Annotated in this window: 25 protein-coding genes and 3 pseudogenes; 10 read left to right on the forward strand and 18 right to left on the reverse strand. The window is 68.0% G+C overall.

Annotation, left to right across the window (positions count from 1 at the left end; all coding sequences use genetic code 11):
- The first annotated feature begins 489 nt into the window (after positions 1–489).
- Positions 490–2,847, forward strand: coding sequence for a prolyl oligopeptidase family serine peptidase (locus ACWEK3_RS33980; RefSeq protein ID WP_453251426.1), 2,358 nt, complete (start codon positions 490–492; stop codon positions 2,845–2,847).
- 232 nt (positions 2,848–3,079) lie between these two features.
- Here the strand turns inward: ACWEK3_RS33980 and ACWEK3_RS33985 are convergent, their stop codons facing one another.
- The 8 genes from ACWEK3_RS33985 to ACWEK3_RS34020 all read right to left on the reverse strand — a co-directional run bounded on the left by ACWEK3_RS33985 (position 3,080) and on the right by ACWEK3_RS34020 (position 11,194).
- Positions 3,080–3,682, reverse strand: coding sequence for a cysteine hydrolase family protein (locus ACWEK3_RS33985; protein WP_453251427.1), 603 nt, complete (start codon positions 3,680–3,682; stop codon positions 3,080–3,082).
- Between the two features lie 916 nt (positions 3,683–4,598).
- Positions 4,599–6,038 (reverse strand): purine-cytosine permease family protein, encoded by a 1,440-nt coding sequence (locus ACWEK3_RS33990; RefSeq protein WP_450547331.1) that lies wholly within the window; start codon positions 6,036–6,038, stop codon positions 4,599–4,601.
- Between the two features lie 437 nt (positions 6,039–6,475).
- Positions 6,476–7,519, reverse strand: coding sequence for an LLM class flavin-dependent oxidoreductase (locus ACWEK3_RS33995; protein WP_450547332.1), 1,044 nt, complete (start codon positions 7,517–7,519; stop codon positions 6,476–6,478).
- On the reverse strand, positions 7,516–7,800 hold the full coding sequence (locus ACWEK3_RS34000) for a tautomerase family protein (RefSeq protein WP_281157084.1): 285 nt from the start codon (positions 7,798–7,800) through the stop codon (positions 7,516–7,518). The genes ACWEK3_RS33995 and ACWEK3_RS34000 overlap by 4 nt, the downstream gene beginning before the upstream one ends.
- A 1-nt stretch (position 7,801) precedes the next feature.
- Positions 7,802–9,289 carry an aldehyde dehydrogenase gene (locus ACWEK3_RS34005; RefSeq protein ID WP_453251428.1) on the reverse strand — a complete coding sequence of 496 codons (1,488 nt, stop codon included), beginning with the start codon at positions 9,287–9,289 and terminating at the stop codon, positions 7,802–7,804.
- Positions 9,282–10,013 carry an alpha/beta fold hydrolase gene (locus tag ACWEK3_RS34010; protein WP_450547334.1) on the reverse strand — a complete coding sequence of 244 codons (732 nt, stop codon included), beginning with the start codon at positions 10,011–10,013 and terminating at the stop codon, positions 9,282–9,284. The genes ACWEK3_RS34005 and ACWEK3_RS34010 overlap by 8 nt, the downstream gene beginning before the upstream one ends.
- A 6-nt stretch (positions 10,014–10,019) precedes the next feature.
- Positions 10,020–10,571, reverse strand: coding sequence for an amino acid synthesis family protein (locus ACWEK3_RS34015; RefSeq protein WP_450547335.1), 552 nt, complete (start codon positions 10,569–10,571; stop codon positions 10,020–10,022).
- The gene (locus tag ACWEK3_RS34020; RefSeq protein WP_450547336.1) at positions 10,568–11,194 is read right to left on the reverse strand and encodes an amino acid synthesis family protein; all 627 of its coding nucleotides are present in this window, start codon (positions 11,192–11,194) and stop codon (positions 10,568–10,570) included. The genes ACWEK3_RS34015 and ACWEK3_RS34020 overlap by 4 nt, the downstream gene beginning before the upstream one ends.
- A gap of 463 nt (positions 11,195–11,657) precedes the next feature.
- On the opposite strand from ACWEK3_RS34020, the gene ACWEK3_RS34025 reads away from it, so the two are divergent.
- From ACWEK3_RS34025 to ACWEK3_RS34040, 4 genes are all read left to right on the forward strand, one after another.
- On the forward strand, positions 11,658–12,083 hold the full coding sequence (locus tag ACWEK3_RS34025) for an ester cyclase (protein WP_450547337.1): 426 nt from the start codon (positions 11,658–11,660) through the stop codon (positions 12,081–12,083).
- Positions 12,084–12,109: 26 nt separating this feature from the next.
- The gene (locus ACWEK3_RS34030) at positions 12,110–12,613 is read left to right on the forward strand and encodes a flavin reductase family protein (RefSeq protein ID WP_383058567.1); all 504 of its coding nucleotides are present in this window, start codon (positions 12,110–12,112) and stop codon (positions 12,611–12,613) included.
- A gap of 35 nt (positions 12,614–12,648) precedes the next feature.
- Entirely contained in the window at positions 12,649–13,353 is a 705-nt protein-coding gene (locus ACWEK3_RS34035; RefSeq protein ID WP_450547338.1) for a GntR family transcriptional regulator, read from the forward strand.
- 359 nt (positions 13,354–13,712) lie between these two features.
- Complete coding sequence (locus ACWEK3_RS34040; protein ID WP_453251429.1) at positions 13,713–14,198, forward strand: iron chelate uptake ABC transporter family permease subunit; 486 nt, start codon at positions 13,713–13,715, stop codon at positions 14,196–14,198.
- A gap of 464 nt (positions 14,199–14,662) precedes the next feature.
- On the opposite strand, the gene ACWEK3_RS34045 is transcribed toward ACWEK3_RS34040, so the two are convergent.
- The 3 genes from ACWEK3_RS34045 to ACWEK3_RS34055 are packed head-to-tail and all read right to left on the reverse strand — an operon-like array spanning position 14,663 to position 17,477.
- Complete coding sequence (locus ACWEK3_RS34045) at positions 14,663–15,241, reverse strand: NifU family protein (protein ID WP_453251430.1); 579 nt, start codon at positions 15,239–15,241, stop codon at positions 14,663–14,665.
- Entirely contained in the window at positions 15,238–17,175 is a 1,938-nt protein-coding gene (feoB, locus tag ACWEK3_RS34050) for a ferrous iron transporter B (protein WP_450547355.1), read from the reverse strand. The genes ACWEK3_RS34045 and feoB overlap by 4 nt, the downstream gene beginning before the upstream one ends.
- A complete protein-coding gene (locus tag ACWEK3_RS34055) occupies positions 17,172–17,477 on the reverse strand; it encodes a FeoA family protein (RefSeq protein WP_453251431.1) in 306 nt (101 codons plus the stop codon). Before ACWEK3_RS34055 ends, feoB begins: the two co-directional genes overlap by 4 nt.
- Positions 17,478–17,833: 356 nt before the next feature.
- Here ACWEK3_RS34055 and ACWEK3_RS34060 point away from each other — a divergent pair, with 356 nt between their 5' ends.
- The 3 genes and pseudogenes from ACWEK3_RS34060 to ACWEK3_RS34070 all read left to right on the forward strand — a co-directional run.
- Positions 17,834–18,136, forward strand: a complete 303-nt coding sequence (locus ACWEK3_RS34060; protein WP_453251432.1) for a hypothetical protein — start codon at positions 17,834–17,836, stop codon at positions 18,134–18,136.
- A gap of 636 nt (positions 18,137–18,772) precedes the next feature.
- Complete coding sequence (locus ACWEK3_RS34065; protein ID WP_450547353.1) at positions 18,773–20,242, forward strand: Y4yA family PLP-dependent enzyme; 1,470 nt, start codon at positions 18,773–18,775, stop codon at positions 20,240–20,242.
- Positions 20,239–20,494 (forward strand): annotated as a pseudogene (locus tag ACWEK3_RS34070) (pyridoxal-phosphate dependent enzyme); the annotation flags it as partial. The gene ACWEK3_RS34065 and the pseudogene ACWEK3_RS34070, both read left to right, overlap by 4 nt.
- A 22-nt stretch (positions 20,495–20,516) precedes the next feature.
- Here the strand turns inward: ACWEK3_RS34070 and ACWEK3_RS34075 are convergent.
- The 3 genes from ACWEK3_RS34075 to ACWEK3_RS34085 all read right to left on the reverse strand — a co-directional run bounded on the left by ACWEK3_RS34075 (position 20,517) and on the right by ACWEK3_RS34085 (position 22,338).
- A complete protein-coding gene (locus ACWEK3_RS34075; protein WP_453251433.1) occupies positions 20,517–21,608 on the reverse strand; it encodes an integrase core domain-containing protein in 1,092 nt (363 codons plus the stop codon).
- An 86-nt stretch (positions 21,609–21,694) separates the two neighbouring features.
- The gene (locus tag ACWEK3_RS34080; protein WP_453251434.1) at positions 21,695–22,087 is read right to left on the reverse strand and encodes a type II toxin-antitoxin system VapC family toxin; all 393 of its coding nucleotides are present in this window, start codon (positions 22,085–22,087) and stop codon (positions 21,695–21,697) included.
- Positions 22,087–22,338 (reverse strand): hypothetical protein, encoded by a 252-nt coding sequence (locus tag ACWEK3_RS34085; RefSeq protein WP_384087526.1) that lies wholly within the window; start codon positions 22,336–22,338, stop codon positions 22,087–22,089. The genes ACWEK3_RS34080 and ACWEK3_RS34085 overlap by 1 nt, the downstream gene beginning before the upstream one ends.
- Before the next feature lie 200 nt (positions 22,339–22,538).
- Here ACWEK3_RS34085 and ACWEK3_RS34090 point away from each other — a divergent pair, with 200 nt between their 5' ends.
- Entirely contained in the window at positions 22,539–22,700 is a 162-nt protein-coding gene (locus tag ACWEK3_RS34090; RefSeq protein WP_450547351.1) for a hypothetical protein, read from the forward strand.
- Between the two features lie 251 nt (positions 22,701–22,951).
- Here ACWEK3_RS34090 and ACWEK3_RS34095 read toward each other — a convergent pair whose 3' ends face one another.
- The 3 genes and pseudogenes from ACWEK3_RS34095 to ACWEK3_RS34105 form a co-directional block, all read right to left on the reverse strand.
- Positions 22,952–23,152: a hypothetical protein gene (locus ACWEK3_RS34095; protein ID WP_450547350.1), complete on the reverse strand. Its 201-nt coding sequence runs from the start codon at positions 23,150–23,152 to the stop codon at positions 22,952–22,954.
- 66 nt (positions 23,153–23,218) lie between these two features.
- A pseudogene (locus ACWEK3_RS34100) lies at positions 23,219–24,042 on the reverse strand (IS5 family transposase).
- Between the two features lie 93 nt (positions 24,043–24,135).
- Positions 24,136–24,891 carry an SDR family NAD(P)-dependent oxidoreductase gene (locus ACWEK3_RS34105; RefSeq protein WP_450547349.1) on the reverse strand — a complete coding sequence of 252 codons (756 nt, stop codon included), beginning with the start codon at positions 24,889–24,891 and terminating at the stop codon, positions 24,136–24,138.
- Between the two features lie 145 nt (positions 24,892–25,036).
- On the opposite strand from ACWEK3_RS34105, the gene ACWEK3_RS34110 reads away from it, so the two are divergent.
- A complete protein-coding gene (locus ACWEK3_RS34110; protein ID WP_453251435.1) occupies positions 25,037–25,681 on the forward strand; it encodes a recombinase family protein in 645 nt (214 codons plus the stop codon).
- A 28-nt stretch (positions 25,682–25,709) separates the two neighbouring features.
- Here ACWEK3_RS34110 and ACWEK3_RS34115 read toward each other — a convergent pair.
- A pseudogene (locus ACWEK3_RS34115) lies at positions 25,710–26,069 on the reverse strand (ISAs1 family transposase); the annotation flags it as partial.

Below are 26,069 nucleotides of genomic sequence, written 5' to 3' on the forward strand. Positions count from 1 at the left end.
CAGGGATCCAGCGGGCGCAGTGAATCGTGCGCTGCTGAAATCTTCCGTGCAGTCCGACATGCAGATCATCGAAACACGAGGGGGCCCGCCGCCCGGTCCGGCGGCGGAGGCCGGCAGTGAACCGGCAGCTGGTTGCGGGGTCGGGAGGAGGCGGGGCGGCGCCATTTACGTGTTACGGGAAATCGTTACAGTGAATGGTTCATGACAAACCGTCGGCGGTGAGCGCCGGCCGGGAACGTGCGGGAGTTCCGGAGCCATGGAGCAAGGGCCAGGGAGCCAAGGGCCTTGAAGCGGCCATGAAACCAAGGGGCTCTGCCGCACGGGACGTCCGGCAGGCCGTGCCGCGACCGATCTACGCCCTGCCGATGAGCAGGGCGGCAGAAAGGAACCGGAATGTCTGGCAACCGAAGATTGTCCCGTGGGGTGCTGGTGACAGTGCTCTGTGTGGCGGCGGCCATGGTCTCTCCCGTCACGGCCCAGGCGGATTCCATGCCCCCGCCGACAGCGGCCCTCTCCCCTGACGGCCGGTACGCCGCCTGGGTCGTGGACGGCAACGAGGTCTGGGGCGCGACACGCACCACCACGCACGCGCAATGGGACACCCCTCACCGTGACCTGACGATCCGTGGCACAGTCGGGGATGCGGCCTTCTCCCCAAACGGCCGTCAACTCGCCTTTGAGAACCCGCGCGACAACCACGGCTTCATCGCGGTCTTTGACTACCGGACGCGGCGCATCAGCTACGTCGACCCCGTCTTCGCGACCGACTCCGACCCGGTGTGGTCAAAGGACGGCAAGGACATCACCTTCGTCCGGCACGTGGACGGCCTGACGGACCGGACCGTGACCAAGCCGGCACCGAGTCTGAGCGCATGGAAGCTGCCCCCGGGGCGTGACGGGGACAGCTACTCGTTCGCGTCGCTGCTCGCGGCGCCGATCGCCTACCAGCCGGAGCCGTCGGCAGACGGCCGTACGGTGGCGTACGTCTCCTGGGAGTCCACCCGCCGGGCGATCAACGTCATGCACGTCGGCAAAAAGGCGACCCGCGTGGCGGACTACCCCAAGGACGACGGCATCGAGCTGTCGCAGCTGAACGTCTCCAACGAGGGCGGCGCGGTCGCCTACGTACGCGGCAGCTCGCCCAACAACAAGGGTGAAACCCTCAACCCGCGGTCGCTGCCCGACCCGCTGTCCCGCCAGGTCTGGATCGTCCCCACCGACGCGCACACCGCGCCGATCCCGCTGGGCGACGGCTACCAGCCGCGCTTCTCGCCGGACGATATGCGTCTCGTGTGGACGAACGGACAGAGCGTCATGTCCGCCGACCTGACCTGGAAGAACGGGAAGCTCCGCAAGGTCGGCACGCCGACCACCCTGTTCACCTTCACCGGATCGCTGTCCACACCGCGCTTCTCCCCGGACGGCACCCGCCTTGCCTACCAGCGGGGCTCGGCCGTCGAGGTCTACGACCTGACCACCGGCTCCACCTGGGCAGTCCCACACACGGGAGCAAGCGATGCGGCGCCGTCCTGGTCCCCCGACGGGCACAGCCTCGCCTTGAGGCGCACGGTCTCGGGGCAGCCGTGGGCGATATGGCTCGCGGACCCGGCCACGCAGCAGACCCGGCAGATATGGCAGGCGGACACCGGCGTCGGATCCACCTTCTACGGCCTCGACCAGAACACCACGTTCGAGGCACAGCCCGGGGACCAGCTGCTGTGGTCCGCTAACGGGCAGATCGCCTTCGCCTGGGAGCGCGACGGCTGGCGGCACCTCTACACCGTCCCGGCTACCGGCGGCTCCGCGCGACTGCTGACGCCAGGTGAGGGCGAGGTGGAATCCGCCGCGCTCACCCTGGACCGCACAAGACTGGTGTACTCCACGAACATCGGCGACACCGGCCGCCGCCACCTGGCCTCCGTCGCCTTCGCCGGCGGGGCGCCCACAGCGGTCACCGGCGGGCGTACGAGCCAGTGGGCGCCGACACCGCTCGCGGACGGGACACTCGCCTACGTCAACGCCAGCTGGTCCCAGCCGCCGTCGGTCACCGTGCGGGACGCGCGCGGCGCCACCACCACAGCCGCGCTGCCGCAGATCCCGGCGTCCTTCCCGGGCGACAAGCTGCTGGAACCGCAACTGGTGGACTTCCCCGCCACCGACGGGCAGCGGGCCTACGGCCAGCTGTTCGTCCCCAAGCATCCCACCGGCTGCTCGGTGATCTTCCCGCACGGCGGCCCGCGCCGCGCGATGCTGCCGGGCTTCCACTACTACGACACGTACTCCGTCCTCTACGAGATGAACCAGTACCTCGCGAGCCACGGCTGCGTGGTGCTGTCCGTGGACTACCGGGGCGGCATCATGCACGGCTACAACTTCCGCACCGCACCCGGCACCGGCGGCACCAGCGCCAGCGAGTACCGGGACATCCTGGGCGGAGTCGACTTCCTGCGCGCCCGCTCCGACGTGAACCCGGACGAGATGTCGATCTACGGCCTGTCCTGGGGCGGCTACATCGCCTCGCTCGGCCTGGCCCGCAACTCCGATATCTTCAAGGTCGGCTTCGACATCGCCGGGGTGCATGGCGCCGCCGTCACCGAGATCGACGGCCTGACCTCGCCGCTCATGCTCGTGCAGGGCGACGACGACCGCAACGTCGACTTCCAGCACGGCATGGACCTGGCACAGGCCCTCCAAACTCACCACCCGGGTGGCGAGTTCGTCCAGCGCGCCTACCCCAACGAGATGCACGAGATCTACCTGACCTATCAGGACCTCGTCGACACCTACAACAGCGGCGCCCAGTTCCTCCTCGACCACCTGCCGCAATCCGACCGGCCCAAGAACTGAGGCCCAAGGACTGAGGGCGTGAACATGCCGTCTGCCACTGCCGCAGGGCCGTGGCAGACGGCACGGAGCGGCGCGGCCCTCGGGGAGTATCGGAGCTCCTCAGCGGGCGGGCCGATGCTGCGTATCTGATCGATTAGGCGGCCGCGCAGTTCCTGTGGCGTGGAAACAGTACTTGGCTGCTCTTGGAAGACTCCGCTTGACGTGCTCCCTGGACTTTAGGCCAGGGAGCACGTCAACCGAGCTCCCCAGCCTTGCGGACCTCGACCATAGGTGAGAGGAGCCCGAGCACGTGCAGGGTTTCCTCGTGGTAGTCGTCGCCGACGCCCGCGCAGGCGTCGGCGACAACTGTGACCTTCCGACCGGCATCCGCTGCGGCCAGCACGGTGGCCAGGACGCAGCAATCCGTGGCGACTCCACACATCACCAGCGGGGCACCGTCGGTGATACGGTCCAGCTCGCTTCCCCACTTACCGAAGGTGGGGAGCGAAATCACGGGGGTGCTGTCGGGGACGGGGAACGTCACGTCCCACAGCGGATCGTCGGAGGGAGCTCGCATGGTGGGCCACCGAGCGTAGTAGCGGGCCCACTGGCCAGGTTCGGCTGGGTCGGGCACGAAGCGCGTGACGACAACCCGTCCCTCGAAGCCGTCGCACAGCTGCTTGACGACGGGCTCGATCTCGGAGTAGCGCGGCACCGCCCAGGCGCTGCCTGGGTCGGCGAAGGCCACCTGCATGTCGATGACGACCAGCCAGGGCGCGTCGGCCTCGCGGCCTCCTGGCTCAGGCGCGTTATCACGCAGTCTGTGCTCGTGTTCGGCGTTGGTGGCCGTGGCCATGTAGCGCCTCCTCAAGTCTCTCTTGTATGGCAGGAAATTACGGAGATGATCTCAGGGGGGTCAAGAGACCTGCATCTAAGTGCATTTTCGTGCCGAGTGACGCCCCTCATGTAAGTGTTTCTTGCATGCAAGCAGGCGGGTCGTGGTGGACTAAAGAGGATCGACCAGGAAGTCGACAGCACACCTGATCTGTCGACCGACATTGCTGATGGTGTACGGGGCGCTTGGGCGCGGTCCGGAGAGATGGGAGTAGTCGTTTAGGCGGACTGGGCGCGGCGATGGTGGACGCCGATCTCTTGGAAGATCAGCGGCGACATGACCGAAATCGGCCTACTGCCCCGCGCTGGCGCGGTCAGGCTGCCATGGCCTCGCCGGCAGCCTTCACGACGTTGCCCCGTTTGCTTTGCTCAGGCGGGGCAACGTGTCAGTCGTCCGCAATGGCCCGCTGACTCGTTATCGGTGGGCAATTCTGCCGCACGTGCCGCATGCATTGTCTGGCCAGTCCCTTGCTCAGCCCTGTGGAGCGGGCGAGTTCGGCGGCGGTCACCGATGTCGAGCTTCGTTTTTGTTGAGCATCCAGTGCGGCTGCGACTCGTTGCAGAGCCCATGAGGGAAGCTCGTGCGGCATGGTCTTTGCTCTCGGGTGAAGGAGGGACAGAGATGTGAGGCAGAGGCTGTTCGTGGTGATGAAGGCGTTGGTGCTGAAGCAAGGTTGAGGGGCCGACCGCTGCCGTGGGATGGGAATGCCGGCACGGCGGATGGAGAATGCGCGTGCTGTGAGGGGAGGCAGGCGGCCAACGCCATACCGTCTCCCAGATCGACGGCGGCGACGCCATCCCCGATGACCAGTGGGGCCGGCCTGGCAGGCAGCTGCCAGGCCCGGATGCACGGACGCCGCCTGTCGGTTGGCACCTCGTCACTGATTGTGCGAAGCCACCGCCCTGGAACGATCGGGTTCGCCTGAGGACTGGCGTGTTTCGCCCGCGTCCTTCATCCAGAGCGGTTTGAGCCGGTAGGTCAGCAGGTACAGGACCGCGCCTGCTCCGGTTGCGACGAACATGCTGAGGTCGCCGGCACCCGGATGGGCCACCGAGAACGGTCCGGTGTAGAAGTCGGACTGCCAGAACGGCACGGACGCGGCGACCCCGCCCGCCCACGCGACGAAGCCCCAGTCCAATACGCGCGAGCGGTCGTAGAGTTCGGGGATGCGGCTGGCGTCGGAGCGGCCGCCCAGGTAGTAGTCGAGCAGCAGCACAGCGACGAAGGGGGCGATGAAGTACGCGGTGAGGTTGAGGAAGACCTTGAACTTGGCCTCGGTCCCGGACTCGCCCCACAGGCTGAGGGCGTACGCCAGCACGCAGATGCCGATGACGGCCTGGGCGCGGGTGACGGGCACCTTCAGGGTCTGGATGGAGATGGCGCCGCCGTAGACGTTGAGGAAGTTTTGCGCCAGTGCCGAGAGGCCGACTGCGAGCAGGGCGGGGATGGCGAAGGGGCCGGCGAGCTGGTGCAGGGCGGTGATCGAGTCGGAGCTGGTCGCGCTGCCGCCGACGACCACGCCCAGGATGCCGAGCCAGCAGATGGTGACGAAGTTGCCGAGGCCGGTGTACCAGGCGGTGCGCGTGACGACGTCGGGGGTGTCCGGCAAGTAGCGGGAGTAGTCCGAGGCGAAGGGCGCCCAGGCCACCAGGAAGGACAGGAACCAGGCGCCGAAGGTGACCAGGCCGCCGGTGGAGCCGATGTACCCCTGTGCGTGGGGGTTGGCGTGGAAGATGCTTCCGCCGCGTATGACGGCTACCACGGTGATCAGCGCGAACAGGGGCGTCAGGACGTAGGTCAGCGCCTTCTGCAGGAAGTTGATCATGTTGTAGCCGTAGACGGCGACGACCAGCTCGACCAGTGTCAGCAGCCCGGCGCACAGCCAGAACGGCAGGTGGGTCAGTCCGGCGAACGCCTTGCCGCCGAGGATGACGGTCACGGACGCCCAGCCGATGCCGGCGAAGACGTTGATGTAGGCGACGGGCACGAAGTTGCCGAAGAAGCCGAGCGGTCCGCGGGCCTGGATCTGCTGCGGCACGCCGAGCCGTACGCCCATCCGGGACATCACGGCCATGAGCAGGGATCCCAGTGCCGCTCCGATGACGATGGCGGTGACAGCGGCGGGGAAGCTCAGTCCGAACCAGGCCGCACTGAAACCGAGCAGGATGATGGGAAAGTTCAAGCCGGCGGCGAACCAGACGAAGAACTGCGAACTGGGCTTGCCGTGCCGCTCGTTATCGGGGATGTGGTCGACCCCGAAGGGTTCGACCTTTGCTATCGCGCTGCCGTACACCGGCGCTGAGGCGTCGTGGGTCATGGCGTGCTCCTGGAGACCGGGGGAGGAGGCTGCTTCAGTGGGTGGTGGGGGGCGACTGCGGGGTTCTCACCATGTCGGGGGCGTGAGATGTCGGATACAACCGATGTTGTAGACCTGCGGGAGGGGTGGCGGATGGCGACGACCCAGCCGGTGAGCGGGGCTAGAACGCCTGGAGCCGCTCACCGATCTTCACCTTGAGCTGGGTGCACGATCCGTTGATCGGAGGTGTGCGGGAGTGGCTTTGTTCAGGCCGGAGGGCGAACTTGTCGGCCATGTGAAAACGGGGCCTCGCCACCTTCGTGACCGAGATCAGCCGCATCCAGGATGCGGGCCGAGGAAGGTCGAACGAGCTGCAGTGCGCTTTCCAGCGAACTGGGCGAGTCCGCCTCACAGTTGGATGACCTTCCTGGGCCGCGGCTTTGCCAGGCAGTATCGACTTACTGGAACGCCGGGATGACTTCCTTGACGAACAGCTCCAACGACTTGCGCTTCTCCTCGTGCGGCAGGCTGGTGTCGATCCAGAAGCTGTACTCGTCGACGCCGAGCTCCTCGTAGGTGCGCAGCCGTTCGATGATGTCGGCAGGGGTGCCGATCATCGCTGTCTTGTGCAACGACTCCGGTTGGAACTCGGGGCGGCCTTCGAACTTCGACTCCGGGCTGGGGGCGAGGAACCCGTTCTGCGGGGTGGTCTTGTTGCCGAACCAGGCGTCGAAGGTCCGGTAGAACCGGCCGATCGCCTCCGCGGCCGGCCGCCACCCGTCGGACTCGTCGGGGGAGTGGACGTGGGTGTGCCGCAGCACCATCAGCTCGGGACGCGGCACCTCGGGGTGGTTGGCCACCGCAGTGTCGAACTTCCGCTTGAGATCGACGACTTCCTCGTCTCCCTTCATCAGCGGGGTGACCATGACGTTACAGCCCTGAGCGACGGCGAAGTCGTGGGAATCGGGGTCGCGGGCGGCGATCCACATGGGCGGGGTGGGCTGCTGTACCGGCTTGGGCACGCTGGTCGACGTCGGGAACTGCCAGATCTCGCCGTCGTGGGCGTAGTCACCCTGCCAGAGCGCCCGGACGGCGGGCACAAGCTCACGCAGGTGCTTCCCGCCGTCGCGAGCCGACAGCCCGCCCGCCAGCCGGTCGAACTCGAATTGGTAGGCGCCCCTGGCGATACCGACCTCCATCCGGCCGTTACTGATGACGTCGAGCAGCGCGCATTCACCGGCGGCTCGGATGGGGTTCCAAAACGGCGCGATGATGGTCCCGGCGCCGAGACGTATGGTCGAGGTCTTCGCAGCCAGGTGGGCGAGCAGCGGCATCGGGCTGGGAGAGATGGTGTATTCCATCGCGTGGTGCTCGCCGATCCACACGGTGCCGAACCCGCCGGCCTCGGCCATCAGGGCCAGCTCGGTGAGATTCTCGAAGAGCTGGCGGTGGCTGACCTCCTCGTCCCAGCGCTCCATGTGCACGAACAACGAAAACCTCATGACTGCTCCTTACCTGCTCGGGTGACCAGGTGTCGGGTGTTGTCCTGGTCGCTGCGCTCATCCGTGGTCGCGCCGGACTGCCCCGTGCCGGCGGCGTCCATCTCGGTGAGGGTGACGTCGCCGGTGGCCCAGTGCGAGCGGGGAACCTCGCAGACGACGACACGGATGTATTCGGGCCGGGTGTTCGTGGTGCGCAGGACCGCGGCGTGCACTTCGTGCAGCAAGTCCCGGATCTGGGCCGGGGTGCGGCCTTCGGCGAGGGTGATGGCAACCTGTGGCATGTCAGCTCCGCATGATGAACGGGTCGGCCACGGGCTCCTCGCTCGTGTTGATCCACACGCTCTTGAGCCGGGTGTACTCCTTGATGGACTCGGTGCCGTGCTCGACGCCGACGCCGCTGGTCTTGAAGCCCTGCCGCGGGGACATGGGAGACATGGCCCGGTAGGTGTTGACCCAGACGGTCCCGGCGTCCAGGCGCGCCGCCATCCGGTGCGCCCGGGCGAGGTTCGTCGTCCAGACGCCAGCTGCGAGTCCGTAGTCGGTGTTGTTGGCCAGGCGTACGACCTCGTCCTCGGTGTCGAACGGCATGATGGCCAGGACGGGGCCGAAGATTTCCTCACGTACCACGCGCATGCTGTTGTCGACGTCCACGAGGATGGTGGGCTCGTAGAAGTAGCCGCCGAGTCCGCCGTCGGTGGAGTGTCCACCGGTCAGCACCCGGGCGCCTTCGCTGCGTCCGAGATCGACATATCCGGCCACCTTGTCGCGCTGGTCAGCGAAGGCCAGCGGGCCGAGTTCGGTCTGCTCGTCCAGGGGGTCGCCGATACGGATGGTCTTGGCGCGTTCGGCGACTCGCTCGAGCAGCTCGTCGTAGACCGACCGGTGAGCGAAGACGCGGCTGCCTGCGATACAGGTCTGTCCGGCGGCGGCGAAGATGCCGGCGACGACTCCCATCGCCGCGTTCGGGATGTTCGCATCCTCGAACACGATGTTGGGTGACTTGCCACCGAGTTCGAGCGTGGAGCCGATGAACCGGCTCGCGGTTGCCGCGGCGATGCGGGCCCCGGTGGCGGTGCTGCCGGTGAAGGAGATCTTCGCCAGGTCGCGGTGGTCGACCAGGGCCTGTCCGGCTTCGGCCCCGAATCCGGTGACGACGTTCACCGCCCCTGGCGGGAACCCTGCCTCCAGCGCCAGCTCGGCGAGCTTGAGGACGCTGGCCGAGGTGTATTCGGAGGGCTTGATCACGACGGTGTTGCCGGCGCAGAGAGCAGGGGCCAGCTTGCTGCTGGTCAACGTCAGCGGCGAATTCCAGGGCGTGATGGCTCCGACGACTCCCAGCGGTTCCCGGGCCGTGTAGTTCAGCACCTGGCGGTCGGAGGTGGGGATGAAGTCGCCGTGGATCTTGTCGGCGAGTCCTGCGTAGTAGTGGTAGTACTCCGGCAAGGCAGCCAGCTGCCCCCGCATCTCACGCAGCAGCTTGCCGTTGTCCTGCGTCTCCATCCGGGCGAGGTCTTCGGCGTTCTCGGCGATCAGGTCACCGAGGCGACGCAGCAGGTGGCCCCGTCGCGTCTGGCTGAGGTCGCGCCAGCGCCGGTCCTCAAAGGCCTTCTTCGCGGCGGCGACCGCTCGCTCGATGTCGGCGGCGCCTCCACGCGCTGCCCGATAGAGGACCTCGCGCGTGGCCGGGTTGGTGCTCTGGAAGTACTCGCCCGACGCGGGCTCCACCCGCGTCCCCCCGATGAAGTGCTGCAACGTGGGGAGGTCAGACATGGGCGCACTCTCCAAGGAAGGTGGTGAGGGAGTCGACGAGCGCATGGGGACGCTCAACGGGCAGCATGTGACGCGCCTGGGGGATGACCACTGCACGGCAGTCCGGAAGTGCCGCGGCGAGCCGATGGGTCATCTCGGGGGTGGAGCCAGGATCGCTCTCCCCCGTCACCGCCAGTGCGCGTACGGTGATGGCGCCCAGGTCCGGCCCGAGTTCGGCGTCCGCCGTGGCGAACACGCGATAACAGTTGAGGAAGGAGCCGAGGTCATTGGCAAGCAGTGTGGCCTCGGTGCGGGCCACCCAGATGGGATCGACGTCCGTGCCGGCGTACCACCGCTGAAGGGATGCGGCCGTGCTTGCCATGAAGTCGGCCTCCGCGGTGCGCAGCCGGTCGAGGACCAGGGCCCGATCCTCGGCCGTGCGCTCGCACACCGAGCTGACCGAGGTCAGCGTGGCCACCAACTCGGGGCGGTGCAGCGCCACGTGCTGGGCGACCAGCGCACCCAGTGAGAACCCGACCAGGTGTGAGTCGGCCGGGATCTCACCGACCACCCCGTCGGCGAGGTCTGCGAGTGTCACGCCGGTGCTCACCGGCGGGCGAATGCCGTGGCCAGGCAGGTCGGGGGTGATCACGGTGAAGCGGTCGGCAAGGAGTGCGGCGGTGGGCTCCCACATGGAGTGGTCGAGGCCGACGCCGTGCAGCAGGACCACGGTCGGCTTGCTCATGAGTACCTACTGTTCGGTCGAGAGCGGCGCCAGGCGCTGCTGGGGGCGCCCCTGAGCGGCGGCGGCAAGCGCGATGACGATCTCGTTCGGGTGCGGAGCGTCGCTGATCCGGACCTCGAAGCTCTGGTGGTGCGAACGGATCGTGGCGTCGGTGATGTGCTTCAACGGGATGTCGAAGGCCACGCCCGCGGGCCCACGCTTCTCGACCGCCGGCAGCAGGGTGGTGGCATTGGCCGCCTTGCGGAAGTGGTCGCCGAACTTGAGTGTGTGGATCAGCGCCGAGCCATGCTCGATCTCGCCGTCCAGGCCGACGATGGCGGCCTTGCCGTATGCCTCGGCGGGGGCATCAAGGGCGTCCAGGACCGCCGGAGCCAGCAGCGCGCCGAGGTCGGAGGCGTGCGCGTCGATGCCGGGGCTGAGGTCCTCGACGAAGCCCTGACCGGCCCAGGGATTCTCAATCACCGCTGCGACGACGGCAACGCGGGCAGAGCGGTTGACCTCCCGGCCGCCCTCGGCGTGGATCTCTTCGACGACGGTCACGATCTTGCGGACGCTCATGAGGGAACAACCTCCAGAGTTTCGGTGGTGACAACGGGGTCGGTCAGGCGGTCCCCGATACGGGGGTGCGGTCGCGGCCCCGTTGACGCGGCTGCGATGACGACGATCTCGTCCGCACGCGGCGCGTCGGGTACACGAGCGCTGATGGTCTGGTAGTGACTGCGCGTTGCGGCATGTGTCTTGTGCCAGAGGGGGACGATCAGTGTCTCTCCGGCCTCGGCACGCGTGTCGGCGAAACAGATGATGGACTCGCCCTGGAGGAACTCTCTCACCAGGTTCCCGAAGTACGGGGTGTGGATGAGTGCCCCGGCGTGCTCGATCTCGCCCGCCGTACCGACGATGGCAGCCTTGCCGAACGATTCGATCTCGTCCGCACCGCCCAAGGAAGCGATGAGCCGGTCGGTCAGCAGCTTCGCGAGTACCGGAGCGATGCGAGCCTGCTCCATCGACAGATCAGCCGAAGGGCCGGAGCCCACCCATGGATTCCGTATGACCGCAGCGACGCTGGCTCGCTGCACGGGCCGCACGGCTGCCTTGCCCGCCTCGGTGAAGACGACATCACGGTAGAGCACGAGCTTGCGGAGACCGATGCTCTCGTCAGATTGTTCCAAGCTCTCTTGCATGGCACAGGACCATAGGCACCCACTCTCAGACCGGTCAAGGGGCTCAGCTAAACGACTTTCGCGTGCCCGTCGGACACTCAAGTCGACAGCCACAAGATGGCATCTGAACTGCCCGTTTCAGAGACCTGGGGGCTGAGTCGCGATTCGACACCCCCGAACCCTTGACGCTCCATCTGTGGCATGCCTTACTGCTTCTTGTATGCCAGTGCAGCCGGGTGTCGGCCCGGTGGGCGCAGAGAGTTTCATGTCCCTTCACCTTCGAACGGATAGGGAAAAGGCGCCCGTGCAGCCATCGGGAAGCAGGGAAGAAACCATCAGGAACGGCACTACCGAGGGCAGCGGCGGAGGGGACAAGCAACGGTTCCGCTTCCTCCGCCTCGCTTGGCACCTCCAGCAGCGTGTGGCGCCCCGTCCCTGCCGGCGGAGACCGCACTCCAAAGACCCTCCTGTGAAAGGAGAAGAGATGGCGCACACTGACGCCCGGCGAGAACTCATCGAGAAGGTATGGGCCGAGGCCTGGGGGCAGGGCGACGTCGATGCCCTCGACGCGTTGCTGAGCTCGGCCTACCTACGCCACGGAACAGACCCGCACCCGCAGAACCTGGACGCCTTCAAGGCAGCGATCCTCTCCACACGAGCGGCTTTCCCGGACCTGACCACCACCATCGACGACATCGTGGTCGAAGGTGACAGGGCCGCGATCCGCTGGCACAGCAGCGGAACACACGTGAACTCGTTCCTCGGTGTACCGCCCACCAAGCGGCGCGTCGAAGTCAGCGGCGCCACGTTCGCCCGCTTCGAGTCAGACCGGATCGTCGAGGAACACGTGACGTGGGACCCCCGGGCGCTGCTCTCGGCGCTAGGCATCATCAGCGTGGGACAGGACTGACGATCAAGATGACAAGGAGCCCTTCCATGGCCGCCCTCGCCTCGACCCCCGACATCGACGTGATGAAGCAGGTCAACCGGCAGTTCGTCACCGGTGTCACGGTCGTGACCGCGATGGATGAAGAGACCCCCAAAGGGCTGGCCGTCAACGCGTTCTCGAGCATCTCGCTCGACCCTCCCACCGTCATGGTGTGCGTCCAGCGCACCTCGTCCACCCATGACTGTCTGTACCGGGCGGACCACCTTGCGATCAACATCCTGTCCACCGACCAACTCGACGTCGTCGGCACGTTCGCAAGCAAAGCCGCTGACAAGTTCAAGGACCTCGACTGGGAGAGCGGCCCCTTCGGCAGCCCGCTGATCACTCAAAGCAGCGTGCAGATGGAAGTGCAGATCCGCGAGCGGCTCCAGGCCAGCACCCACACCATTTTCATCTGCCGAGTAGTCCACGCTGCAGTCGCCGAGCGGCATCCTATGGTCTACAGCGCGGGCAAGTTCTTCGACGGCGGCGCCCTCACGTCTCTGGGATGATCCAGCGGGCGGCAGGGGAGATGGAGGAGTACTCGGTGAATCGCGCGAAGAGCGAACCGAAGAACGGATCGATGCAAGCCACGGTGATCGCCGAAATGCGCAGGCGCATCATCAAGGGCGACATCGAACCCGGAGCTCCGCTCTCGGAGCTCGCCCTCGCGGACGAGTTCGGCGTGAGTCGTACGCCCGTGCGTGAAGCCCTCAAACAGTTGCAGACCGAAGGGCTGGTCGAGATCCGGCCCCGCGTCGGAACCTTCGTCACCATCCCCTCCCGCCGTGAGATCACGGAACTCTTCGAGATGAAGGAACTCCTCGAGGGCGCGGCCGCCCGCCTCCTCGCCCAGCGCGGCCGTGTCCCGGAGATCGACTCGCTCGAGCGAAACCTGCGCGAGGCCGATGAAGCGGTGGAGCGGGACGACCGAGAGCGGTACGCAGAGTTGGTCCATGAGTTCCACGACCTGCTCGTAGCCGGCGCCGACAACACCAAGTTGCAGGCCCACTACCGGATGTTGATGAATCAGCTGGCGTACTCCCGGCTGGTGAACACCTCACTGAGCCAGCCGGGCCGCGCCACCCAGTCCGACCGGGAACACCACCTCGTCCTGGAGCTGATCTTGGCAAAGGACGGCGACAGTGCCGAGCACGTGATGCGTGAGCATGTCAGGGCCAGTCGGCGCGCTCTGCTGGCGGGCCTGCCCATCCGCGGCCAGCACGAGAGATTCGGCGCGGCAAGTTCCTGACCTTGGGCCTATCCAACCTCTTCATCGCGTCCCACCTGATCGAGCCAGAGCGGGTGGGCGCGGTGCCGGTCCCTTCGCGCGTCCTCGGGCCGCGATGGATGGCCGCTTCCCGGTTTTGGAACCTTTCGCCGACTCCGCGTACGCCACGCCGGGACGCGGCTGCCAGCTCCAAGCGCGCGGGCGATGACCGCAAGGTGATCGCCACGCAGGGCGGCTGGGCGGCCAAGCCGCGGCGATGCGTGGGAGCAGCGGGGAGCCCGGCTACTCCAGGTTAGCCTCGCCGGAGCCGAGTCGACGGGGCAGGGTGCCGGCGCAGCGCTCGGCTCTCCGCCCCTCGCACGAACGCGGCCGCCAAAAGCGTGTTGGGCCCGGCGGGCGGCCTGCTCGCCGTGGCTCCGGAGGACGTGTGGACGGCGGCGGGCGTCGGCGCGGTTCTGGTCGCTGTCGTCCTGCTGTTCAGCAAGGAACTGGTCGCGGTCAGCCTCGACCGCGAAACCGCCCGCGCCGCAGGGCTCCCCGTCCTCCGCCTCGACCTGATCCTCTACGCCATCGTCACCGCCACGATCGTGCTGTCCCTGCAGGCGGTCGGAAACATCCTCGTCCTCTCGCTCCTCATCACCCCCGCAGCGACGGCCCGCATGCTCACCGACCGCCTGTGGGCCATGACACTGCTCGCCTCACTCCTCGGCGGAACGGGAGCCCTGGCCGGGCTGTACGTCTCATACGCGTACGACCTGGCGGCGGGCGGCTCGATCGTCTGCGTCCTGACGGCGGTGTTCGCGGTGGTGTGGTGCGCGGCGCCACGGCACGGCCTCCTGCGAAGGCTCCGGCCGCAGGCCGCGTAGCGGCCCAAACCGGCTCCGGCACATGGGGCGGCCCGCACCCGCCGGAGCCGGTGCGGGTCGCCTGTTCAGCGGTGTCATCCTGGGTGCCTGGTCAGCAGAGCGTCGTGACGGCCGGCGCCTGGGCGGCGCCCCGAGGATGCACGGCGTCTGCTCCCGACTCCCCGGACGGGAGCGGGACGTCACACGGTCCGCGCCCAGTCACGCGTTCAGTCGTCGGCCGGGAGCAGGAGACCGTAGCGCACTGCGGGGCGGCACCAAGCATGATCAGTCGGTGCGGACGGCCAGCCCCACGGTCCGCTCCGCCAATCAAGTCCACCCAGGTCACCAACTCGCAGCCGACTAACTTCACTGTCAAAGGACAGCTCTTTCCACCGACAGGAGCGCGTGGCTGCCGGCGGCAGCCACGCGCTCCTGTCGGCCAAGGTGGTTGCTACGGATCCCGTCGCCGCCCCTGCCTTGGACGGTCACGCGCTGCGGCGGCGCAGGGTGAGCCATGTGCGCCTTGGCGCCTTGGCGGGCTCCTCCGTGGCGCGGAGCTCGGCCAGGTCGGGGAAGCGGGCGCGCAGTTCCGATTCGAGGCGGGAGTGGAGGGTGAATCCGGCGGCCGGGCAGTGGGTGCAGGTGCCCGCCAGCCGCACCTCCGCGTGGCGGTCGTGGGCGGAGACGATCGTCACTTCGCCGCCGTGGGAGCGGATGTAGTCGCCGGCGGATCCGTCCAGGACGTCCTGCAGTGCGGCGCGCAGCAGGTCGTCCTCGGTGACCACGTCGGCCGGCCGCCACCGCTGGGGGTGCTGCAGTGCGGCGCTGAGCGCGTCGCGTACTCGCGCTCCTGTGCCGGACCAGCGCTGGCCGTCGGCGAGCCGGATCACCACGGCCCCTGTTTCCACCTCGATGGAGGCGATGTCTTCGGAGTGGAGCATTTTCCCGAGCTCGTCCGGTGCGTCGGCGATCTCTCCGACGACCGGCAGCGTGCCGGCGGGGATCACCCAGCGGACGGTCTGCGGGTCGGCCGTGGCCTCGGGGTGCATGGGGATGACGCTCATGCCAGCAGTCCTACGACGGTGTGCGTCAGGAAGGCCATGGTCCAGGCCAGCACGAACATGTAGCCGAAGGCGACCGCGGGCCATTTCCACGAGCCGGTCTCACGGCGCATGACCCCGACGGTCGACATGCACTGCAGCGCGTAGAGGAAGAAGACGAGCAAGGCGGCCGTCGTGGCCGGGGTGAAGAGCTTCTCTCCCTGATGCGGCCCGTCGGTGTAGGTCATGTGGGACAGGGTTTCGGCCGGCTGGTCGGGGTTCTGGGCGGCAGCGACCTGGCCGAGGGTGGCGACGAACACCTCGCGGGCGGACAGCGATCCCAGCACGCCGATGTTGATCCGCCAGTCGAAGCCGAGGGGTTCGAAGACGGGTTCGATGGCGTGACCGATGTCGGCGGCGTAGCTGTGGTCGACCTCGTAGGCCTGGACCGCGGTCCGGTCGGCCGGGTCGACGCCGGCGGAGCGCAGTTGGGCATCGCTGTGCATGGGCAGGCTGAGCAGCAGCCACAGACCGATCGTGACCAGCAGGATGATGCGGCCGACCTTGTGCAGGAAGCCCTTGCAGGCGCTCCACATGGCCTCGATCACCGACCGCGGCCGCGGCAACCGGTAGGACGGCATCTCCATATAGAACGGCAGCACCGGGCCGCCCCGGCTGCTGAACCGTTTGAAGACCCAGGCCGTTGCCATGGCCGAGAGCGCACCGACGAGGTACAGCGCGAACATGACGATGCCCTGGGCGCCGAAGGGACCGACGCTGGTACCGGGGCTCACCAGCAGGCCGGTCAGCAGCACATAGACCGTCAGGCGCGCCGAGCAGGTCATCAGCGGCGCGCCCATCATGGTCGCGAAGCGGTCCTTGGCCGACGGCAGGGAGCGGGTGGCCATGATGCCGGGGATGGCGCAGGCGAGGGAGGAGAGCAGGGCGACGAACGCCCGGCCCTCCAGCCCGGCCTTGGACATGAGCCGGTCCATCAGGAAGGCTGCGCGGGAGAGGTAACCGCTGCCCTCCAGCAGCGAGATCATGAGGAACAGCAGGGCGATCTGGGGCAGGAAGACCAGTACGCTGCCCAGGCCGCCGATCAGGGCGTTGCCGAGGAAGCCGGAGAGCAACGGGTTCGAGACGTAGTCGGTGACCAGCGTGCCGAGCCAGTCGAAGAGGCTCTGCACCGCGTCCTGCAGCGGTGTCGCGACGGTGAAGATGATCTGGAAGAACGCGAACATGGTCGCGAAGAAGATGAGCGTGCCCCACAGCGGGTGCAGCAGCACGGCATCGATGCGCCGGGTGCGGTGATCGACCTCGGGCACCTCGTAGCCCGCGCTCTGCAGCAGCGACTCCACCCAGGCCCGTCTCTGCGAGGGGTCGGTGGGCGGCGGGAGGACCGGCCGCTCCCATGCGGCCAAGTCGAGCAGCGTGGACTGCAACTGCGCCAGGTCGTTGCGTGATCCGCTCGTCACCGCGACGACCGGCACACCCAGCGCACGGCGGAGGGCCGAGACGTCGAGGGTGCCGCCGCGACGGGCCAGTTCGTCACGGAAGGTGAGCACCACACAGATCGGCAGACCGGTCTGCATGACCTGGGCGAGCAGCCCGAGGGAACGACGCAGCGTTGTCGCGTCGATCGTGACGAGGATCCCGTCGGGTGTGCCGAGGTCCGGGTTGTCCGGGTCGAGCACATCAGCGACGACCTGCTCGTCCGGGCTGATCGGGTCGAGGCTGTAAGTGCCGGGCAGATCCTCGATGACCACCTCGTGCTCGCCGACGCGCGCCAACCCCTCATAGCGCGCGACGGTCACTCCGGGGTAGTTACCGGTCTTGGTCCGCAGGCCGGTCAGGGCATTGAAAAGCGTGCTCTTGCCCGAGTTCGGGCTGCCGACCAGAGCCAGACGAGTATTGCCAGTGACCGTCTGGGCCACCGGACCGCAGTGCGCGCTCATGCAATGCGCCGTACATGGATGCCGGCGGCCTGCGCTTTGCGCAGTGCCACCTCGTACTCCACGACCTGGAAGACAACAGGGTCGCCCAGCGGCGCCTTCCGCAGCACGGTGACCTCCGCGCCGGGGGCGAACCCCAGGTCGAACAGTCGTCGCGCGGTGCTCGGCTCGACCGACTCGTCGATGTCGATCACCTGGCCACTCATCCCGGGTCGTAGGTCGGCCAGTCGCGCATCCCCCGCTGAATCCGTCGGCAAGGACGGACCGCTCTGACGCGCACCCAACTGCACTGAGACCATCGACATCCTCAACCCCGGGATCACCTAATTAGCTTAGGGCAGGCTAACCTTTCATCCCGGTAGCAGCAATATCGATCCCCTTCCTGACGCCGGCCCAGGGAGGGCTGCGGATCTGCGGGAGCCAAGCCGACGGCGCACATGATCACTCGTACTCACGCAACAACTCTTCGATCTTGCGGTTGGCAATCTCCTGCCGCCCGTCGATGCAACCGTCACGCGGTGAATTCAGGCTGAAAATGAAGGTCGATTCCATTCGGAATTGCGACACCATCCCATTCGCCCGCGCGGATAATGCGCGCGGGAGGCCATTCGCTGATATTCCTATTCAGAGGGGGCATATCTGGATGAACAGGAGTTTCAGCATGTCCACCAGCACCGACCATCGCACGCACGCCGCCCACGAGCACGTCCATGGCGAAGGCTGCGGCCACGTCGCCGTCCCACACGGAGACCACACCGACTACGTCCACGACGGCCACGTCCACCGTCCTCACGAGGACCACGTGGACGAATGCGGAGCCGGCGGCCACGTCACCCACGAAGGACACGAGCACCGGCACGGGCCGGACTGCGGCCACGTCGCCATTCCGCACGAGGACCACACCGACTACGTCCACGACGGGCACCGCCACGCCGCCCACGAGGACCACTGGGACGACCACTGACCCGCAGCGGGGACTGCCTGCGTGCCCGGTTCCGGAATACGGACGGCGAGCGACAAGCTCGGCGCCCCGGCCCGTTCGGGTGGGTTACGCAGTAGGCGGGTCTTCACCAGGACGCTGGGAAGACCCTGCCGGGCAGAGCGAACCGCTCTCCTCGCTCCGGGAGTCTTCGCAAGCGGCTCCGGTCCTGCCTTGACCGCTCCCCGCACGGGCAGGCCGACATCGCGCGGCCACGCGCATGCGTGCTTCCCGTCGATGCTGCCCGCGATCGGCGAGCACACCACCGTCGGGCTACTCGCCCCCGACGCCGGGCGCACGGGGGAAGCCGCCAGGCGCCTTTCTTACGACCGCGTGCACCATCCGCATGATCGCGCGGCGTTCTGCGTCGCCAGGGGGCGTCCCCGAGTGAGCCGAGTACGCGGCACGGGAGGGCATGGGCGCCGCAAAGACCTGGTCGTTCTGCTCGGCTGGACACCCGCCCGGGTCCTGTGCCTGCGTGTCCCTATGGGACCGTCGGCCGGGCGGCTCACCTGTCGTCGTCTTCCGACCGCGCGGGGCGTAAACCGGGGCGCTGGGGGAAGTGCTTAGTGCAGGAGGCAGCCGGGGCGGCGTGGACGTGGGAGGGGTGGGCTGTACGGCATGGGCGACACCCTTTACCTGGAACCGCAGTTGGGGGCACCCATTGCCGCCCTGCTGGAGCCGCCGGCGCTGCTGCACACCCTCGCGGACGCGCTGGGCTCCCCGCTCGCGGTCGTCCTTCCCGAGCAGATTGCCCGCAACGCGGACGCCTTCCGCGCCGTCTACCGCCGCCACCGCCTCGGCGGCCGGGTCTGCTACGCCCACAAGTCGAATCGTTCCAGTGCCCTGCTGCGCCGCCTCGCCGCCACGGACGTCGGCGTTGACGTCGCCTCACTCGGCGAGTTGCAGCATGCCCTAGCCTGTGGTTTCACCGGCGATCGGATCACGGCCACTGGCCCGAAGACCCCGGAGTTCCTCTGGCTGGCCGCCCGCGCCGGGACCACCGTCGCCCCCGACTCCCGCCAGGAACTGGACCAGGTCGCCGCCCTGGTGCGGGAGCAGGGCTTACCACGGGTGAACGTGCTGCCGCGGCTGTCCGCCTTCCGGGGCGGCGGGGTACGCACCCTCTCCCTTCCCAGCCGCTTCGGCACCAGGGTCCGGGAGACGGACGCGCTGCTGAAGGCCCTGGAAAGGCACGGCGACGCGGTCGAGGCGGTTGGCGTCTCCTACCACCTGGACACCACGGCGATCGGCGAGAAGGCCGCGGCTGTGGAGGGCTGCCTGGCGGTGCTGGAGGAGTTGCGCGGCCGCGGACTGCGTCCCCGCGCCCTCGACATTGGCGGCGGGTTCGGCGCCAACTACCTCGCCCACGGCGCCCAATGGGAGCGCTACACTACTGAGCTGGCGAACGCCGTCCTCGCCACCCGGCCGCCGATGGCCTGGGGCGGCCACGGCTACGGCCTGCGCGCCGAGCACGGCACATTGCGCGGCAGCCTCGGCCTGTACCCGGCGTACCGGCCGGTCGCCGGCCCGCGCTACCTTGACGAACTGCTCTCCCAGCGCGCCACCTCGCTCGGGAACCGCCCGCTGGCCGCGCTGCTGCTGGAGCACCTCTACGACCTGCACACCGAGCCCGGCCGGGCGTTGCTCGACCAGTGCGGCCTCACCCTGGCCCGGGTCCTGGAGGTGCGCGACGACGAGGATGGCGGCCCGCTGTGGGTCCGGCTGGCCGCCAACGCCCACGACATCGGCCTGGAGGAGCACGGCGTCCTGGTCGACCCGGTGCTCGTCCCCCGCAGGCCCGCGCCCGCCGGGCCCGTCGCCGTACACCTTTTTGGCAACCTCTGCCTGGAGACCGACCTGATCACCCGGCGGATCGTGCACCTTCCGCGCCGCCCGCGCCCCGGCGACCTGCTGGCGTTCGCCAACACCGCCGGGTACTGCATGGACTTCCATGCCACCCGCGCCCAGAACCAGCCCGTGGCCCGCAAGGTCGCCGCCTGGCAGGAGGGGCCGGACAGCGCCTGGCGCTGGTGCCTGGACAAGGAGTACTGGCCGAGATCCGCCCCGGGAGGCGAGCAAGCGCCGTGAGGTACGACAGCATCACCGACGCCATCGCCAACACCCCGCTGGTCCGCATCGACCCGCAGGTGCACCGCCTGCCGGAGTGGAGCTGTACGCCAAGCTGGAACTGCTCAACCCCTTCGGCTCGGTGAAGGATCGTGCCGCCTGGCACATGGCCCGCCCCCACCTGGACGCGCCGTCGAACAGGGCAGCCAACTGGTCGAGCTCTCCAGCGGCAACACCGCCAAGGCGCTCGCCGTCATCGCGGGCATTGTGGGTGCCGATTAATCATCCGGGCTGCTCAGGCGGCATGTTGGTACTCGTGGAGGGTTCCGCCGAGTCGGTCTCGCCGATGGACCTCCGGGTGCCTGATCTGCGCTGGGGTGTTGATCGGTTCGGGTAGTGGGCGAAGCGGCGCGGCTTGCTTCAGCGTTCGGTGGGGCCGATGCCAGTTGTAGAAGGACTCGAACTCGCGGAGCGCATGCAGAAGGTGGCTCTGGTTCCAGATCAAAGTGCGGTTCAAGAGCTCCCTGCGGCAGGTCTGTATCCAGCGCTCCATAAGGGAGTTCATTCGCGGAATCTGGATCCCGGAGGTGACGACCTTCAGCCCGGCGTCGGCCAGCAAGGCGTCGAAGGCGGTGGTGAATTTCGAGTCGCGGTCCCGGATCAGGAACTTGGCCCTGCTGCCCGCATCCTGCAGGTCCATGAGGAGATTGCGGCCGAGCTGCAGGATCCACTCCGCGGACGGGTGTGCGGTGGCGCCCAGGATCCGGACGCGCCGGCTGGAGTGCTCGATGACGGCGAAGACGTACAGGCGCGCCCCGGTCAGGGTGCGGGTCTCGAACAGGTCGCAGGCGAGCAGCCCGTCGGCCTGGCTGCGCAGGAAGTCGGCCCAGGTCGTGCTCTGCCGTTCGGGAGCGGGTGGGATGCCGTGCTCGCGGAGGATCTCCCAGACGGTCGAGGCGGCGACCTTGATGCCCAGCGCCGCGAGCTCGCCGTGGATGCGCCGATACCCCCAGGAACTGTTCTCTCGGGCCAGTCGCAGCACCAGAGCGCGAATCGAGCGCACCGTGGGCGGGCGCCCACGGTGCTTCGGCGCACAGGTGGCGGCATGTCGTCGCTTGAGCACGTTGCGGTGCCAGCGCAAGATCGTATCCGGGCGTACCAGCAGCAGGAGGTGCCGCAGCTTCTCTCTCGGGAGGTGGTGGAGCAGGCCGGCGAGGACCACACGGTCGGTGTCTGTGAACGTGGGCTTGCCGACTTGGCGTTGAAGGACGAGCAGTTGGTGACGCGGCGCCAGGATCTCGATGTCTTTATCCCGGTCGCTCATCGGCAGCAGGCGCAAGAGCGCGAAGGTGTTGGTCGCGGCGAGGTAGGCCAGGCGCAGTAGCACGCCTGATCATGATGCCGCCCGGGCCCTGTCCCCGTAAAGATCGCGGGGCGAGCAGCGGGTGCCAGCCAGAGATCGGCGCTCGGCGGTCAGACCTTGACCACCTCAACAGCAGATCCACAGAGGAGCGTGAGGTCCTCAGGGTCAGATGTGAGGACCGTGACCGGCCGGGGTGTCGTGCGGGCGATCGCGGCGAGGACAGCGTCGATCGCGTACTTGTGGCCGTGCAGGTGGTGGGCGCGCAGGAGTTCGGCGGCCTGGTCGGCGATCTCCTTGGTGACGTCATAGACGTCGATGCGGGAGAGGACCCACCTGATGCGTGCGGGATGGATCCGCTCGTAGTCGGCTCCAAGGGTGGTCATGGCCGTGGTGGCCACCCGCACGCCCTCTTCCACTGCGGCTTGGACGAGCGCCATAACGGTGCGGTCCTTGAGGTAGAGCTTGGAGAGGCCTTCACTGTCGAGGAGAAGCATGCCGGGCATCAGGCCGCAGCTCCGCCGGCCTGTCGGCGATCATGGCGCAGCAGCTCACGGGCAGTCTCGACCTCCGCGCGGGTCAGCGCGTCGTTGTCGGCCTCGAAGTCGGCGACGAGCTCACGGAGCTTGTCCATCGCGACCTTCTGCTCGAGGGCTTCGGCGACATAGGCGGAGAAGCCGCCGGGGCCCACCTGTGAGCGCACGCCCTCGGCGAGATCCTCGGGCAGGCTGATCGAGTACTTCTTACTACCGCTCATGGATTCGATACTACCATTGGTAGCATCTTGGAATCGTGGACGTGCAACACGGCCTTCAAGTCAACAGCAGCGCACGCAGCAGGCAAAGGCGATGGTCGCGACGAAGCAGGCCGGGGACACCACAACAGATCACATAGATCAATGATCAAGGTCGTGACCTGGTCTGATGATTTTTCGGCACCCGCAACCCCGACACGGCCATGTCGGTGGTGATCGGCGATCCGATCCCGTGCACCGCGGTCGCCGTCAACATCACACAACTGCGGGTCAACCGGTTCGGGGGAGCAAAACTCCTCGGCCCCGTCGACGCTGCGGCCATGGCCCGGGTCGACCAGGCCCTGCGCGCCGTCCAAGACCTCTAGGACCTCGTCTGTCCGCGCGTCTTGCCCCAGGCCCGCCGGGAGGAGCGGTTCCCTGACCTGATCCCGTTGCTCGAGGTCCACGTTCCGCCAGACAACAGCCCTGTACGTGGCCTGCGAGATGCGGGCTCAGCTGACCGGCTGCTGGAGCGCACGGGGATCCCCGTGCGCGTCGTCAGGGGGTTCGGCAGCCAGAGCTACGTGCAGGTCGTACGCGAGCGCACGGCCCGCGATCCGCGCCCGGCCGTGCTGCTCTACACCTGTCCGGGCGCGGCGGGGCCGGCCCCGAGGGTGCGGCGCCCGGCCGCTGGGCGTGATTTCGGCTCGGCGGCCGGGGTGGCGGGGAGGCGTTCAGCGGCGAGCTGGGCGCGTGGCGCGGGCGGGAGCTCGGTGTCTCGCGTGCGGGAGACGTCGGCGCGGTCGGGTCCGGTGCCCAGCGGGCGGCAGTCGGTCATCGCCCGATTCTCGCGGTGCGGCAGGAACTTCTTCACCGCCTCGCCCTAGGGAGTGTCGTCAAAGGGCTACGCCCACATGAGAAGTGAGGCGAGGGTGACGGCTGCCTGGTAGCACTCGGCGGTCGTAGCGAGTTGCGATGCCTCGCCATTGCTTCAGCCTGTTGAAGCAGCGTTCGACGACGTTACGGCGTTTGTAGATCTGCTTGTCGAAGGCGGGCGGGCGCCCGCCGGAGCGGCCGCGTCGAAGGCGGTTGGCGATCTGATCCGCTCGTTCGGGAATCGTGTGGGCGATGTTGTGCCGCCGAAGCCAGGCGCGGATCGCCTTCGAGCTGTAGCCCTTGTCGCCGATGACATGGGCGGGTCGGGTCCGGGGCCGTCCCGGACCCGACCGGGGCACCCGGATGGCGCCCATCACAGCGGTGAACCGCGTGCAGTCGTTGACGTTGCCGCCGGTCAGGACCAGGCCGAGCGGGCGGCCGAGTCCGTCGACCGCCAGGTGGAGCTTGCCGGTCAGCCCGCCGCGCGAGCGGCCGAGAGCCTGGTCGCGAGCCCCCTTTTCGGGCTCCGGCGGCATGCTGGTGGGCTCGGACAATGGTGGAGTCGACCGAGGCGACCCAGTCGATGTCGCCGGCTGCGTCCGCCTTCGCCTGCGCGGCTTGCAGCATCCGCTCGAAGGTGCCGTCCTTGGCCCACCGGCGGAACTGGGTGTGCAGGGTGGCCCAGGACCCGTACCGCTCGAGTACGTCCCGCCGGGCAACCCCGGTGCGGAACTTCCACACGATGCCGTTCAGGACCATACGGTCGTCCAACCGGGGACGGCCTGTCGCAGCCGTGGGCAGCAAAGTCCGCAGCAGGTCCCACTCGGCATCGGACAACTCCTGGCGACGTATCACCCAGCCATGATCCACTGCCCAAGATCACGGGTCGATGCCGTGACGGACTGAGCGCCAAGGACTACCTGGCCTGCGTCGGACCGTGCGGGCTCAGACTGCGAAGCCACCGTCCACCGCCAGCTCCGCGCCTGTGACGTATCGGGCGCTCTCGCCGACCAGGTACGAGACGGCATCCGCGACCTCCACCGCCGTGCCGTAGCGGCCGAGCGCAGTGAAGCCGCGCTGGAAGTCGGCGGAATCGCCGTCGCCCGGGTTCATGTCGGTGTCGATCGGGCCCGGGTGGACCAGATTGACGGTGACCCCATGCGGGCCGAGCTCCCGGGCCATGCCCTTGGTGAAGCCGATCAGAGCGGCCTTGCTGGTCGCGTAGAGCGCGCTTCCGGGGAAGGCCACGCGCTGGGCGATGCAGCTGCCGATGCTCACGATCCGTCCGCCCTCGACCATGTACTGCAGCGCCGCCTGGGCATAGAGGTAGGGCGCGCGAACGTTCACCGCCAGCACCCGGTCGATCTGGTCGCATGTCACCGCCTCGATTGGTCCGACGGCGCCGACACCCGCATTGTTCACCAGGATGTCCAGCCGCGTGAACCGCTCGGCGACCGCCGCCACCGCGCCGCACACCGCCTCCGGGTCTGCGCTGTCCGCGCGGACGGCCCAGCCGCTCCGCCCCATCGCGGTGATCTTGGCGACCACCTCCTCGGCCAACTCGGCCGAGCCCTGGTAGGTCAGCGCCACGTCTGCGCCGTCCTCGGCCAGCCGCAGCGCGACCGCCGCCCCGATCCCCCGGCTGCCGCCGGTCACCAGCGCCACCTTGCCGTCGAGCGCCGTCGCACCGTTCATCGTCATCTCCGTAAAACTCCTTGTTCCGGTCTTGGACACGCTCAATCCAAGACCGGAACGCCCTGCGGGTCCGGCGGTATTCAGACGTCACGTTTAATCTTCAACGACGACTCCGTACACCCCGGAAGTACGAACCGACCCTGGCTGCCCGGTGCAGTTCGGTCCGCCCGCCGGATCGGCAGCCACGTGGACCAAGGGGCAGCTCGGCCGGCGGACCGCCGCCGTCCAGCAGCAGCACAGCACACGCACCGCCATGCGCCAGATGATGGGCGTCTTCGCCCAGCTGGACCGCGGCATGACCGTGGCCAAGATTCGTCGAAGCCGCCGCATCAAGGGAGAGAAGGGCCAGTACGCCTACGGCGCCCCGTCGTATGACTGGCAGGCGCACAGGAACGAGCTGACCGAAGAGGAGATGGAGCAGGCCGGCCGCGTTCGCGCCCGCCAGCTCCGGGACCAGGACGAGCTGTCCTACCGCGAGATCGCCGCTGTGCTGGCTGCCGAGGGCATCCGGCCCAAGCGCGGGGAGCGCTGGCAGCCGGAGACCGTCCGCCGGATGCTCGCCAACACGACCGACCGGCCGCCAGCCCCAAGGCTGGGACCGCCACACGCGAGAAGGCCCGGCCCCCGGTGGACAGACCAGGAACCGAGCCTCCTGCAGTTACCGAGCCCGGTCGAGCTCTACGCGACCGGGCTCGCTGCTTGTGCAGCTGCCCCTCACCATCGACGGGACCTCAGGGTGAATGCGCAGCTCCAGCCGAACATCCGCCCCTGCGGAGGCGATGACCGCCGCCAATAAACTCGCCGTCGCCAGGATCAGGGCGACTTCAAGTTCCCGGTAGGAGCGGGCTGTCGGTGATGCCCCAGATCCAGACGGCGTGTTCGGGTGCATCCCGGATCGCTCGGGTGGTCTTGGCGATGTTGTCCGCTCCCAGCAGCCGTAGCCTGCCGATGGCCAGGTTCCGCAAAGCGGCCATCGCCCGCGGCGCGCTGTCGGTGTGGACGGTGGAGGCATCCTCGGCGAACACCACGTCCCTGACATAGTGGCTGGAATTTTCGATTCCCCAGTGCCCGCGCACGTATCCGCCCAAGTCAGCAGGGCTGGCCTGGTGGGTGTCGAGGCTGGTGACGGCGTAGACCGTCTCCCGGGTCTGTCGCTTGCCGCTCTCCTGGCGGCGCCGGTGGAT

This window comes from Streptomyces sp. NPDC004721, from assembly GCF_053601495.1.

Coding starts and splice junctions, on each gene's coding strand:
- ACWEK3_RS34015 (WP_450547335.1), bottom strand. CDS start 10,571: ATGAGCGTCCGCAAGATCGTGACCGTCGTCGAAGAGATCCACGCCGAG.
- ACWEK3_RS34025 (WP_450547337.1), top strand. CDS start 11,658: ATGGCGCACACTGACGCCCGGCGAGAACTCATCGAGAAGGTATGGGCC.
- ACWEK3_RS34105 (WP_450547349.1), bottom strand. CDS start 24,891: ATGACGATGAACGGTGCGACGGCGCTCGACGGCAAGGTGGCGCTGGTG.
- ACWEK3_RS34060 (WP_453251432.1), top strand. CDS start 17,834: ATGTCCACCAGCACCGACCATCGCACGCACGCCGCCCACGAGCACGTC.
- ACWEK3_RS33980 (WP_453251426.1), top strand. CDS start 490: ATGCCCCCGCCGACAGCGGCCCTCTCCCCTGACGGCCGGTACGCCGCC.
- ACWEK3_RS33985 (WP_453251427.1), bottom strand. CDS start 3,682: ATGGCCACGGCCACCAACGCCGAACACGAGCACAGACTGCGTGATAAC.
- ACWEK3_RS34055 (WP_453251431.1), bottom strand. CDS start 17,477: ATGTCGATGGTCTCAGTGCAGTTGGGTGCGCGTCAGAGCGGTCCGTCC.
- ACWEK3_RS34000 (WP_281157084.1), bottom strand. CDS start 7,800: ATGCCACAGGTTGCCATCACCCTCGCCGAAGGCCGCACCCCGGCCCAG.
- ACWEK3_RS34080 (WP_453251434.1), bottom strand. CDS start 22,087: ATGCCCGGCATGCTTCTCCTCGACAGTGAAGGCCTCTCCAAGCTCTAC.
- ACWEK3_RS34090 (WP_450547351.1), top strand. CDS start 22,539: ATGTCGGTGGTGATCGGCGATCCGATCCCGTGCACCGCGGTCGCCGTC.
- ACWEK3_RS34065 (WP_450547353.1), top strand. CDS start 18,773: ATGGGCGACACCCTTTACCTGGAACCGCAGTTGGGGGCACCCATTGCC.
- ACWEK3_RS33995 (WP_450547332.1), bottom strand. CDS start 7,519: ATGAGGTTTTCGTTGTTCGTGCACATGGAGCGCTGGGACGAGGAGGTC.
- ACWEK3_RS34010 (WP_450547334.1), bottom strand. CDS start 10,013: ATGAGCAAGCCGACCGTGGTCCTGCTGCACGGCGTCGGCCTCGACCAC.
- ACWEK3_RS34085 (WP_384087526.1), bottom strand. CDS start 22,338: ATGAGCGGTAGTAAGAAGTACTCGATCAGCCTGCCCGAGGATCTCGCC.
- ACWEK3_RS34045 (WP_453251430.1), bottom strand. CDS start 15,241: ATGAGCGTCATCCCCATGCACCCCGAGGCCACGGCCGACCCGCAGACC.
- ACWEK3_RS34020 (WP_450547336.1), bottom strand. CDS start 11,194: ATGCAAGAGAGCTTGGAACAATCTGACGAGAGCATCGGTCTCCGCAAG.
- feoB (WP_450547355.1), bottom strand. CDS start 17,175: ATGAGCGCGCACTGCGGTCCGGTGGCCCAGACGGTCACTGGCAATACT.
- ACWEK3_RS34005 (WP_453251428.1), bottom strand. CDS start 9,289: ATGTCTGACCTCCCCACGTTGCAGCACTTCATCGGGGGGACGCGGGTG.
- ACWEK3_RS34030 (WP_383058567.1), top strand. CDS start 12,110: ATGGCCGCCCTCGCCTCGACCCCCGACATCGACGTGATGAAGCAGGTC.
- ACWEK3_RS33990 (WP_450547331.1), bottom strand. CDS start 6,038: ATGACCCACGACGCCTCAGCGCCGGTGTACGGCAGCGCGATAGCAAAG.
- ACWEK3_RS34095 (WP_450547350.1), bottom strand. CDS start 23,152: ATGACCGACTGCCGCCCGCTGGGCACCGGACCCGACCGCGCCGACGTC.